9 protein-coding genes are annotated in these 11,856 nt (G+C 41.4%); 2 read left to right on the top strand and 7 right to left on the bottom strand.

Annotated elements, in window-relative coordinates:
• Positions 1-1,550 precede the first annotated feature (1,550 nt).
• Positions 1,551-1,862, bottom strand: a complete 312-nt coding sequence (gene yciH, locus VTH8203_RS15770) for a stress response translation initiation inhibitor YciH (protein WP_038226864.1) — start codon at positions 1,860-1,862, stop codon at positions 1,551-1,553.
• Positions 1,863-1,875: 13 nt separating this feature from the next.
• Positions 1,876-2,235, bottom strand: coding sequence for a DUF3319 domain-containing protein (locus VTH8203_RS15765; RefSeq protein WP_096994528.1), 360 nt, complete (start codon positions 2,233-2,235; stop codon positions 1,876-1,878).
• A 442-nt stretch (positions 2,236-2,677) separates the two neighbouring features.
• On the opposite strand from VTH8203_RS15765, the gene VTH8203_RS24585 reads away from it, so the two are divergent.
• Positions 2,678-3,292, top strand: coding sequence for a tyrosine-type recombinase/integrase (locus tag VTH8203_RS24585; protein ID WP_158296161.1), 615 nt, complete (start codon positions 2,678-2,680; stop codon positions 3,290-3,292).
• On the opposite strand, the gene VTH8203_RS15755 is transcribed toward VTH8203_RS24585, so the two are convergent.
• Complete coding sequence (locus VTH8203_RS15755) at positions 3,289-4,284, bottom strand: D-alanine--D-alanine ligase (RefSeq protein WP_096994526.1); 996 nt, start codon at positions 4,282-4,284, stop codon at positions 3,289-3,291. The genes VTH8203_RS24585 and VTH8203_RS15755 overlap by 4 nt on opposite strands.
• 164 nt (positions 4,285-4,448) lie before the next feature.
• Complete coding sequence (locus VTH8203_RS15750) at positions 4,449-5,018, bottom strand: SPOR domain-containing protein (protein WP_096994525.1); 570 nt, start codon at positions 5,016-5,018, stop codon at positions 4,449-4,451.
• 242 nt (positions 5,019-5,260) lie between these two features.
• On the opposite strand from VTH8203_RS15750, the gene VTH8203_RS15745 reads away from it, so the two are divergent.
• Positions 5,261-7,945 carry a bifunctional acetate--CoA ligase family protein/GNAT family N-acetyltransferase gene (locus tag VTH8203_RS15745; protein ID WP_096994524.1) on the top strand — a complete coding sequence of 895 codons (2,685 nt, stop codon included), beginning with the start codon at positions 5,261-5,263 and terminating at the stop codon, positions 7,943-7,945.
• A gap of 3 nt (positions 7,946-7,948) precedes the next feature.
• Here the strand turns inward: VTH8203_RS15745 and VTH8203_RS15740 are convergent, their stop codons facing one another.
• From VTH8203_RS15740 to VTH8203_RS15730, 3 genes are all read right to left on the bottom strand, one after another.
• Positions 7,949-8,836 (bottom strand): LysR family transcriptional regulator, encoded by an 888-nt coding sequence (locus VTH8203_RS15740; protein ID WP_096994523.1) that lies wholly within the window; start codon positions 8,834-8,836, stop codon positions 7,949-7,951.
• 99 nt (positions 8,837-8,935) lie between these two features.
• Positions 8,936-10,969, bottom strand: coding sequence for a TonB-dependent hemoglobin/transferrin/lactoferrin family receptor (locus VTH8203_RS15735; RefSeq protein WP_096994522.1), 2,034 nt, complete (start codon positions 10,967-10,969; stop codon positions 8,936-8,938).
• Between the two features lie 221 nt (positions 10,970-11,190).
• Complete coding sequence (locus VTH8203_RS15730; protein WP_167385831.1) at positions 11,191-11,562, bottom strand: NADH:ubiquinone oxidoreductase; 372 nt, start codon at positions 11,560-11,562, stop codon at positions 11,191-11,193.
• Positions 11,563-11,856: the final 294 nt, after the last annotated feature.

The following is an 11,856-nucleotide window of genomic DNA, read 5'->3' as shown; positions in this document are numbered from 1 at the left end:
GTGACCCCAGTTCAACGCCATAATGGAGAGGATAGTACCATCTTAGCTAAGCGCAAAGAGCTTTATAAACAAGCGAGAGCAGCCAACCCACAGCGGTGGTCAAACGAATCTAGAAACTGGGATGAAGTTGGTGAAGTTAAGCTAAATCCTGAAAGGCAGAAAGAAGCTGCTTAAAAAATTAAAGGCGACAACTACCTTGAAAAACGCCGGCAACGACCAATAAAGTTATCCTTTCAAGAACTGTTCTAATCAGTAAAGCCCTTTAAAGGGTTTTTTTTGTATCCAATTTCAATGTATGCAATTACCGAATACATTAATAAAGTCGAAAGAACAACCTAATATGATGCAGTATAAATCACGGGTTGATTAAATTTATCCATTTAAAACAATTGGTTATGTCAGGATAATATACCGTGACCAGCCGTCCATTTGTTTGACTTGTAATTTAATTACACGGATGCCGAATCACATCTTTTCTGGCAGTGATTTATTCTGCCGAAGAATGCTGGGCTAAACAGTAAGTGAGTGGTTACGGATATCGTGGGATCTAAAATGTATCTTTTGGGATCAAAGTTAGATTGCAGTGAGTGTTCGTTCGTAAAATCAGATAGGTTTACGGAGGACTAGAACACAATCCATTGAATGATAAGTGTGTTACGGTGTAATGGTATTATTTATCTAAGGCCGTTATTACGGGCAGTAGCACAGTGCCTAGGTTCTTAAACAGGTATGTCATTGGCAGGCATACCGAAATGAAGAAAAAAGGTCGTTTACCCAATAATGGTGTTTTGGTGGACTCAAACGACCTTAGTTAATCAAACGTATGTGTTACGAATGAATGCTCAATATATCGTGATGGACATGCAAATATTGAACATCTCACATAAATCTATCATCATAATTAACTCCTAACATTCTGGCTATTTTCCATAGTAAGGTTACAGACTAGGATAATTTTTGAGGTAGTCGCAAAATGAGTGTCAGCGCCAATTAAGATGAGGCAAACCAATCGGGATGTAAGCCATCTATTTGAATGAGATCGCTAAGACAAGCCGAAGCCAAACTCTGAGCACCATCAATAGCCAGTTGACTCAGTAAACATCTGAGATGTCCTGTAGAGATATTTAAAAATATTGGCAGCGTTTATTTTTCGTGAGCGGTTTTCCTCGCATATCCGTCAGAACTTTGGATCGATTGAGCTCGTGATTGCTGATAGTAATCAACCTCAATTAAGGTCGTCATAGGCAAACAACGAGTTACGCACAGGAAGACATTTCAAAGTTGTTCAAACTGAACATAGACCATATTGCCTTCACACGCAAGTGCGCATTATCTATCTTATGTTAAATAAGGTATGCGAGAGATTGAAATCTTTTCTTTTTAACCACTTGCGCACTTCGTTTAAGCCACATTTAACCATAACTGATATTTACCATAAAATACCTAATAAACACGTATGTTAATCTTCGCTTAACATACGTGTTTATTAGTCACGGAATCTCACGCGATCAAAAAAGCCAGTATTTTGAATACTGGCTTAAGGTCTGGCTTTAACCGCCTGCGAGTTTGACTGTGTAGCCTTTTTTCTCTAACGCAGCTTTAATCTTATCTCTCGCGTCACCTTGTATCTCGATGTTACCGTCTTTAACAGAGCCACCACAACCGCATACTTTTTTGAGCTCTGCAGCTATGAGTTTCAGTGCCGCATCTTCTAGGTCTAAGCCAGTAACAATTGATACACCTTTGCCTTTGCGACCTTTGGTCTGTTTCTGGATACGCACGATTCCATCGCCTTTTGGTCTTTCAGGCTTCTGTTTTTCTTCTTTGATTCGTCCGGTTTCTGTTGAATATACAAGAGTCATGTTAGGTCTTTGATTATTCTGCTTTTTTCTTTGCTATTAGATAAGCTTCAATATGTCTTTGTATTGCAAGCTTACCACCTTTGATAAGTCTACCATTAAACATACAGTACCAGGCATTATTTGCACCAGAATCGTTTTTAATCGTGAACCCATGGAAATTTTCTCGGGTGCCTGAATTACTTGCTCGTTCTGTGGAACTTTGAGTTAATTGTGACGGATCTATAATCGATGCAGTATCACACCACCAATCAATGCTTTTTTTAACAGCCGATAGAGAGCCTTGTAACTCTCTGTTTTTGATGGTCACTTTCCATATTTGGTTGGTTGAACCTACGGACTTCAGTGTAAACCCACGATAACTCGCTAGAGCCATAAAGATCTATCTCTTACTGTGTATGTTGTTGCTCTACATTGCGTTTTACATGGTATCAGGTATTCTGAACCAATCAATTGAGTTATAGTGCATTAGGATGAAAAAAGACATACCAAGAATCACAGAAACCAAACAAATTGATAGATACTTAGCGATACTTAGAAATTCTATAGATGCAAGCTGTTTTAATGAGCTTACTTCTTATCGGTATTCTAAAAGCTCTGCGGTTGCTATGAGTAAAGATTGGCGACGGTTTAACGAATTTTGCCAGCGCTGTTGTCATCCTTCGTTACCGGCAAGCATCGCAACGGTGAAAGCTTTCCTTACTAATGAGAGAATAAATAGGAAATATTCAACACTAAAGCGTTACACTGTCACTATATCACTAGTGCACTATCTTTTTGATTTTAAAGACCCAGTTAAGTCCCGAGAGGTCGGATTGATGCTAGAAGCGATAAGAGTTGCTGGTATCGATAACGTCTCAGAAACTCAAGCATTAACCATCGAACATCTTACACTGCTTCAATCACAACTGGCATCTAGTCAAGCTCCCAAAGACATTCGAGATCTCGCTATTTATTGTGTCATGTTTGAATGTGCATTAAAGCGAAGAGATCTGCGTCAGTTAATGAAGACGCAGATAACGGTCAATGAAGCTGAAGACGTAGTTATCATTATTGATGATATCGGCTACAAACTGAGTAACGATTCGAGTAAAGCGATTCAGAGATGGTTAAATATTGCACCCTGCTCTATCGTATTTACCGCGATTGACCGTCACGGAAATATTAGTAATAGCGCACTCAATGATTCATCGATTTTTAGAGTATTGCGGCGTGCGGGAGAATTACTCAACTTGCCTTTTGATCTAAAATTTTCGTCGCAGTCTTGCCGTGTTGGTGCGGTTAAGAAACTAGCCCGAGATGGCATGCATACTAAAGAAATTCAAGAATTTGGTCGTTGGGCAAGCCCCGCAATGCCACTACAGTATAGTGGCAAGCGAGTGTTATCAGATAAAGAAAAAGCTAAGTTTAAAGACGATAATAACTATGACTAGTTGAAAGAAGACTCGATACAGTCTGATAGAAACTCAGCAAATTCAACGCCGGAATGCTCAACCATCTTCGGGAACATTGAAATTGGCGTCATACCTGGGAAGGTGTTCACTTCATTGAGATAGATCTTGTTGTCCTCTGTTAAGAAGAAATCAATTCTAGATAAATGCCTTAGCTTCATTTGAGTAAAGACTTTCAATGAATTTGTGCGGATAACTTCCAACTGTTCTTCCGTTAAGTTCTCTGCTTCAACGGTTGTTGTCGAGTGACTGTCAGCACTGTACTTTTCATCATAACTGTAGAAAGCACCATCAGGGGCGATGATTTCACCTGGCTTAGTCACGTGGAGCTGCCCTTTGTATTCGTACGCAGCAACTTCGAGTTCTCTTGGTTTTACTGCCTGTTCGATAACAACTTGGTCAGAATAACCAAATGCAGCATCAATACTCTCATCTAACTGTTCGATATTAGTGACGCTGTAACACCCAACGGAAGAGCCTTGTTTAGCAGCCTTAACGAAAAGTTTACCCCACTTATCAAATGCTTTTTTCGCATTTTCATGAGCTTCTTGGGTATTTTCTGTTAGGAATAGATACGGTGTATTTGGTATTTCTAGTGTGTCATACCAAAGCTTCGATGTGATTTTATTGAAACTATTGCTACTCGCTTCAGGACCACAACCTAAGTAAGGAATACCAGCCATTTCTAGCAAAGACTGAATATCGCCCGTTTCTCCTGGAAAACCGTGTATGCATGGCACAACGTAGTCGATATGGAGAATTGGTTGTTCGTTGACTAACGCTTTTTGGTTTAAGTCTAAAACAACTAAGTGGCCATCATTACATTTCCACCCTTCTTGAGTTATTTCAACCCGGGTTACGTTAAACTTGGGATTGAGATTAAGTTGGCTTTCTAGAAAGTTCGCTGAAACAAGTGAAACTTCATGCTCTGCTGAACCGCCACCACATAATAGAAGGATATTGAGTTTTGACATCTTAAGCTTGTCCTTAAATTGCTTTCACTAGATGATAAACGATCGAGAAACAACATTCAGTTCTAAATCTGTTAAATCGTGGTTGACTGACACTGGATGCGCACAATACATACAAAAACGCGCCCAATATGCCATTGAACGCGTCTTAATCATCTTATTTTTGCCTAGTTCAGTTTACTCAACGTAGGGTATTCAGATTTCTTGATTTGGTCGATACTACGCACAAATGGTTTAAGGTCTTTAAATTCTTTGGGTAGTGACGCAATAGCCTCTCTTGCCTGCTGTTTTGTCGCAAAATCTCCAAAGAGGATTGAATACCACTTAGTACCATTAACCACTTTGTAGTTTTGCCAAATTGGTTGACCGCTTTTTGGTAATTTATCAGAAAACGCCGCGACTTTTGCCTGACTACCTACCGCTACGACCTGAATGGTGTAACCAAACCGGAAATCTTGTTCAGTTTGTTTTTTAGATGGTGGGACAATTTTTACGACATCATCCTTGGCTGGTTGCGTTGTGGTCGCTGCTACCGTTTGCTCTTTTGATGGGGTACTCGCTGTCTCTTTTTTAACGTCTTCTGTCTGCGTAGCCGCAACAGTCACAGGCGCAACGGTTGTAGCTTCTACTGGCGCATAGTCTTCGCGATAGCTTTCCGTTTTAACCTCAGTTGTATAATCACTAGAAGAACACGCTGCTAATAATGAAACCAAACTTAAAATAACGACTCTTTTCATTTTATTACTGCCTGAGTTAATAATTCCCTAAATCATGCAGACAGAATTCTCTAGAATCAAAGATTCCCAGCACCTGTCCTATCTTCATGTGACATGTTACACAATAATTGAGGTACAGCAATACGTTATGTCTAATTTTAGGAGCTTACTATGTCTAAGTGCTGCGTTCCTAGACTACTATAGTTAAGTCTTTATGGGATTGAATCTGAATCACTTCATATTTTTTGCGTTATAGGTATTCCATGTCGTTAGATACTCTTTTTAAGCCAACTTCTATCGCTGTTATTGGTGCATCAATAAAACCTCATAGAGCCGGTAGCGTGGTAATTAAAAACCTGCTGTTAGGTGGTTATCAGGGAACCATCCTACCTGTACATCCTAAGTATAAATCGGTCAATGGCATACTGTGTTATCGAGCCGTCAGTGAACTGCCATTAAAACCGGATATCGCGATTTTGTGCACTAAAGGTGAGCGCAACGTTGATTTGTTTAACGATCTTGCGGTGTCCGGCGTAAAAACCGTGATTGTTATGGCCTCAGACATGGGACTGGCATTTGATGAGCACTGCACGCTTGAACAACAATGTCTGCAAATAGCGCAACAGTCTGGTATGAGGGTTTTGGGGCCTAATAGTCTCGGCATTCTTTTGCCTTGGCAGAACTTTAATGCTTCATTTTCTCCTGTAGATTGTAAACCCGGAAAACTTGCGTTTATTTCACAGTCATCTGCGGTATGTACAACCATTCTTGACTGGGCTAATGACAAAAGCATCGGGTTTTCTGCGTTTCTGTCAATTGGGTCTGGTCTTGACATCGATTTTGATGAACTGCTGGATTACCTCGCTCGTGATAGTAAGACCGAATCGATCCTTTTGTATGTTGATTCTATCCGCGATGCGAGACGTTTTATGTCCGCAGCACGTGCAGCATCCCGCAACAGACGTATTTTGGTTCTCAAAGCTGGCAGGCACAATCTAATGAATAGATCGCAAACGGATCAATCAGCATCGTTTGATATCGTCTATGATTCTGCTATTCAGCGTGCGGGTATGTTAAGAGTAAATAATACTCATGAGTTGTTTGCAGCCGTTGAAACCTTGACCCATTCAGTCCCACTGCGCGGTGAGCGACTTGCAGTAATTACCAATGGTATCGGTCCCGCTAATATGGCATTGGATTCGCTGACCGATCGAGGAGGAAAAATCGCAGAGCTATCTGAAGCAACGATTACTAAGCTGTCGAGTGTGCTTCCAAACGCTTGGCCTAAGAGCAATCCTATTGATTTGGTCGGCGATGCTACCGCCAAACGATATTGTGATGCGTTGAATGTGGTCTTAGATAGTGACGATGTGGACGCCATTCTGATTATGCACAGCCCATCGGCTACGGCAGACTCACAACAAACTGCGTCAGATGTCATAGCCACACTACAAAACCACCCTAAATCCAAGCGCTTTAACATATTGACTAATTGGTCTGGTGAAGCGACGGCGAAAGAAGCACGGCTTTTGTTTACAAATCACGGTATTCCTACCTATCGGACGCCTGAAAGTGCAGTTACCGCGTTCATGCACTTAGTTGAGTACCGACGTAACCAATGGCAATTAATGGAAACGCCAACCACAACGGATTCATACACCACCGAACAACTTTCGAAAGCTCATGAGTGGCTGGCTTCTCATGTAGAGTCAATATCTGAGGAACGAAACTTTACCCAGCTTGAATCGCACGTCTGTGAGCAACTATTTGATTTATTTAACTTACCAACATTACCCACGTGGCTAGCTCATGATCCAACAGAAGCGATTCATCTTGCTGAAAATATAGGTTACCCTGTCACAGTAAAGCTTCGCTCTCCTGATATTGCTCATAAATCTGACATACACGGCGTAATGTTAAACTTACGTGATGCCAATGAAGTCAGTAGTGCTGCACAGTCTATTCTCGATCGGACTCAGCTTTCTTACCCTAACGCTAGAATCGAAGGTCTTACTGTTCAACAAATGGCTAAAGTCGCGGGTGGTCAGGAGATTCGAGTTAAGATGGTGACTGATGCCACTTTTGGCCCAGCCATTTTTATCGGCCAAGGTGGTTCTGACTGGAAGATTGAGAAAGAGGCTGTCACAGCCCTCCCTCCACTTAATATGGCGTTAGCTCGTTATCTCATCATCAACGCTATAAATAAAGGTACTATAAGGTTTCAGCAATCCCCAAACCCAGTGAATCTGGCCAATTTAGCTCAATTTCTGGTGAAAATATCGCAGATTGTAGTTGCTTGCCCAGAGATTCACGAACTCGATATTCATCCACTTCTTTTGAACGGTGATGACATTACTATCTTAGACGCGTCGGTGGTGATCAAGGGTTATGAGGGCGAACCGCAGGCTCGTCTGGCTATTCGACCTTACCCGACTGAAATGGAAGAAATCATCACGTTAAAAGATGGGTCGAGTATTTCGTTAAGGCCCATTCGCCCTGAAGATGAGCCATATCATGCTGATTTTATTAAGAATGTTACAAAAGAAGACCTCTATAAACGTTTCTTCTCTGATGTAGGTGAGTTTAACCATGAAGCTTTGGCAAACTTAACACAAATTGATTACGACCGAGAGATGGCATTTGTTGCGGTGGATTTGAGCTATCCTACTCCTCATATTATTGGTGTCTCTAGAGTACTGGTCACACCCGATAATTCTGATGCAGAGTTTGCGATTTTGATACGTTCGGATCTAAAAGGTAAAGGTCTTGGACGAGTTTTAATGAACAAGATCATTGATTACTGTAAAGGCAAAAATACTCGACAAATATCAGGGATGACCATGCCAACCAATCGCGGTATGTTGACACTAGCCCAAAAACTCGGTTTTGAGCTAGATGTCCAATTTGAGGATGGTGTCGCGGATATGGTGTTAGTCTTGGCTCGTTAAAGACTATTGAAGCTCCCAAGTCTTGGCTAAATGTCGTATGCACCAAGATTTGGCTTCCCCTATATTGTTCCTCTTCCAGGCCATCACAATATCTACTGTCGCCTCATCGGTATCTTTGATGCGACGAAGTTTGCCTTCTCGTATCAAAGTATTGGCCACTTGTGTTGGTAATGTGCCAATGCCAAGTCCGTTTACGAGTGCGTCGATCTTTGTTACAAGGTTCGATACTGTAAGGCGCGGCTGTTTTTCGAGAATGTTCACGCTCAATGCAGGTTGTTCTCTTGCTGTGTCAGCAATTGCGATAACTCGATATTTCTCGCGGGCTTTACTGTCAAAGACGCCATTGCGTTTATGTACATAGTGGTCGGTAGCGGCTACCCAAGTCATGGACATTGGTCCTAAAGCTTGTGTTTTCACTCCTTGTGGTACAACCTCAGGTTGAGGGCAAACCAACAGCGCGCAGCGCTCTTCGTTTAAAGCCTCCCAGCAACCGGCTAATACTTCCTCTTCAAGCTTGATTCTCGTTGTACTCACCATTCCCAGCTTGTCCACTAAGTCAAAGAAGTTGCCAACAGGAATAATGCTGTCGTAAGCAATAGTAAGGTCGAGTTCCCAACCGTTGGCGAGAAGTCGTGCTTCGTTAACCATATTCTCAGTGGCTTGCAGTATGATTCTGCCCCGCTCCAAAATCAGTTTACCCGCATCCGTTAATGTCGCTTTGTGGCCTGAACGGTCAAAAATCATGAGGTCTAGATCTTGTTCAAGCTTTTGGATTTGATAACTAAGCGATGACGTGGCTTTATCAAGTTCGGAGGCTGCGGCCGCAAACGACCCTCTTCTTTCGATAGCATCGAGGATGTGAAGGGCTTCTAACGTGATTGAATTATGCACCTAACTTCCTTATGAATGAAACGACTGAATACATAATACAATTTAGTACAAATAAAAAAAGCGACTTCACTAGGAAGTCGCTTGGTAATGTCACAGGTTTTAGAATGTGTATTGAGCGTTTAGACGCACAGAACGTCCTGGCTGATACACTTGTGTCCATGCTGTTCTATAGTTTTCATCAAATGCGTTGATTAACGATAGATCAACTTTCAGTCCCTCTAGCTCACTCGTAGGTTCCCATGATGTATAGAAATCAACGAGTTGATAAGAGTCATAAGGTCCTTCAGTATCACCTGCTGGTAGTCGATTTTGCGCATTTACAAAAGTGGCTCGAGTACCGATTTTCGTATCAATGTTCCAGAAACCATACTGTAAGTGAGCGACCCATTTGTCGGCAGGGATATTGGAGATCCACTCGTCGGTATCCGTGTCTTTACCACGTGTTTGTCCATAAGAAAGACCAACTAATAGTTGTTGCCAACGATAGTCCGCAGCCACTTCATATCCAGTGAGCTCAGCGTTATCTATGTTGCTTGATTTACTTGTACCTGCACAGCCCTCAAATGAGCCTCGAGGATTACATGTTCCGGCTGGTGTCATATCAACATCTAGGTTGATGAAGTCTTTCACTTTGTTTTGGAATGCGGCAGCTGTGATATCAAGGGAGTCGTCTGCGAATACATTTTCAAAGTTAAACTGACCTTTCAACTCTATATTATGCGATTTTTCAGGGCTTAACTCTGGGTTTGGAACAAAGATGTTACTTGGGCCACCAGGGAAGTAAGCAAAGTGAGTTCCGCTCATGTATAGCTCTGATGTATCGGGAGCACGAAACGCTTCATCATATCGAATAGACCAAGCCATCCATTGCTGTGCTTGCCAAAATAGGCCGACTGACGGTGACCAAGATGATTGATTATTATCATCATACCCTTTCGCTTTTGATGTGAAAGAGTCGTAACGAACCCCAAGGTCAGCAACTACAGATTCAATAATTTCATAATTGATATAACCAAACGCGCCGATAACAGAAGTTTGCGCATCGGTCGGTAGTTCAGGTCTACCCGAGACAGAAGCTGCACGTTGTGCATCTAGCTCATCCAAATAACCATCTACACCAGTGAACAGCTTAAATTTACGTGCTTCAGATTGGTTTGTTAGATTGAACCCTGTTGTATTTAACTGAGATACATCTTCTCCACCAATTGAAGGGTCTACTTCTGTAATCTTAGTGTCATTTCTATATATAGAGGCTTCAAGGTTGACCCAAGGATTATTCGGATTAAATGCGTAGTTGATTCCGTACGATTGATCTTTGGTACGACGACTAATCAGACTATCAGGATCATTGAGCTGACCACTAGAGTCCCCGACTACAGGCGGACGTCCATTTAAATCGGCGTAACGCAAGTTAAACCCAAGCTTGTGAGCTTCGTTGATTTGCCAATTAAATTTAGCCAGACCCGTTTTGTTGGTCGCTTCTGTACCGTAAAGCGTCGAATCATCACCTTGTTTCATGTAACCGCTATCTTTATAACTACCTGCGATAATCCAATCGATATCGTCATTTTTGTTAGCCAACGCAGCGGTATTGGTCCATACATCGCCATTGTCTTGATAGCCGACTTTAACACGACCACCTAAACCGTTTTCTTCAACGATATCGTCCGCACTGAGAGTATTCTGCACTACGACACCACCAATAGCACCAGAGCCGTAAAGCGAACTGATAGGTCCTTTAACAACTTCGACGCTACCTAAAAGAGATGGGTCTAAAAAGTAAGTAGGTCGATGTCCGTACTGCATATTTTGACGATTACCATCAATAACCTGCAGCACCTTGTTACCACTTAAACCGCGGATGTTGACAGACTGGTTACCTGGGACATTCGCACCGACTACAGATACGTTTGGTTCGTATTTTATCGCCTCTGCGACAGAGTTAGGTTGGATTTCATCGAGTTTTTCTAAATCTACTTTTGCCACAGAACGTGTTTTGTCCTGGTCAGTTTTCTCTGCACGAGATCCAGTAACCACGACCTCATTCAATGAGGAAACATCATTCTCAGCAAAAGCGTTTGAAGAAAGTGCTAACACCACTGAGCTAGCGATAATCGACAGTTTAAGTTTCATAGTTCCTTCTTTATATCTGTTCGAATAATATCAGTGAAACAATTATTACAAATATAAATACGAATTACTATCATTGTCATTAATGTTTCTTCGAAAAATTCAATTCTTTACATTGCTTTACACTCTAGATATGCATATTGATTGATATAATATTGAATGAAACAAGGATTTTGGTTACAAAAAAAGGAAGGCTATTGCCTTCCTTTAAAGATTTGCTGTTTTTATGCCAATGATGATTTCATTGTCTTTGGCGCAGGCGTAATGCTGTCTCGATAACTAAACCAAAGATAGCTTACTGCGATGATATAGAATAAGTACGACAAGGCAAATACGATTGGCGACGTAATCAAATCATTGGAAATACTTAGCCCTACCCCTACAACAGTTACAGTGAGTTTTGCCATTGTCCCTAGCAACAGCAAGCCCATAGCAAATTGTGGGAAACGCGTGCTAGCAAAAGCGATCATGTAACATGCCCCAACGGCTAGTGAAGCAATAGATAAACCTAAAAGATATGAGTGAAGATGATCTGCTGCGGCATAACCAGCTCCTAGCGATACGCCAAGCAACATTAGAATCTTAGTAATGAACATAAGCTACCTCAACAAAATAAAAAATAGTGTTTGAAATGTCCATGTTTCAAATATGCAAACTCACTTTGCCTGTATTGTCATCGTTATTTTATCGAAATTCAAGCACGTTTTTTGCGCAGTTTTGCGCTATTGAGAAACACAAAAATGCAAGTTACAACTAGATAACATTAGAGACTCACTGCCCCCTTTATTTACAATGTGTTACGTATTCCACCTTTATTAAATGCAACTGTATTAACAAATAAATTACATATTACAGCATTCAACAAAGTTATAATTTATGTGATCAATGCA

The sequence above is a fragment of the Vibrio thalassae genome (assembly GCF_900089835.1).
Classification (GTDB): domain Bacteria; phylum Pseudomonadota; class Gammaproteobacteria; order Enterobacterales; family Vibrionaceae; genus Vibrio; species Vibrio thalassae.
Note: the sequence above shows the minus strand (reverse complement) of the source record. Positions and strands in the feature narration are given on the sequence as shown.

Excerpts from the sequence above, each read along its gene's own strand:
- yciH (WP_038226864.1), bottom strand. The coding sequence starts at position 1,862 with ATGACTCTTGTATATTCAACAGAAACCGGACGAATCAAAGAAGAAAAA.
- VTH8203_RS15765 (WP_096994528.1), bottom strand. The coding sequence starts at position 2,235 with ATGGCTCTAGCGAGTTATCGTGGGTTTACACTGAAGTCCGTAGGTTCA.
- VTH8203_RS24585 (WP_158296161.1), top strand. The coding sequence starts at position 2,678 with ATGCTAGAAGCGATAAGAGTTGCTGGTATCGATAACGTCTCAGAAACT.
- VTH8203_RS15755 (WP_096994526.1), bottom strand. The coding sequence starts at position 4,284 with ATGTCAAAACTCAATATCCTTCTATTATGTGGTGGCGGTTCAGCAGAG.
- VTH8203_RS15750 (WP_096994525.1), bottom strand. The coding sequence starts at position 5,018 with ATGAAAAGAGTCGTTATTTTAAGTTTGGTTTCATTATTAGCAGCGTGT.
- VTH8203_RS15745 (WP_096994524.1), top strand. The coding sequence starts at position 5,261 with ATGTCGTTAGATACTCTTTTTAAGCCAACTTCTATCGCTGTTATTGGT.
- VTH8203_RS15735 (WP_096994522.1), bottom strand. The coding sequence starts at position 10,969 with ATGAAACTTAAACTGTCGATTATCGCTAGCTCAGTGGTGTTAGCACTT.
- VTH8203_RS15730 (WP_167385831.1), bottom strand. The coding sequence starts at position 11,562 with ATGTTCATTACTAAGATTCTAATGTTGCTTGGCGTATCGCTAGGAGCT.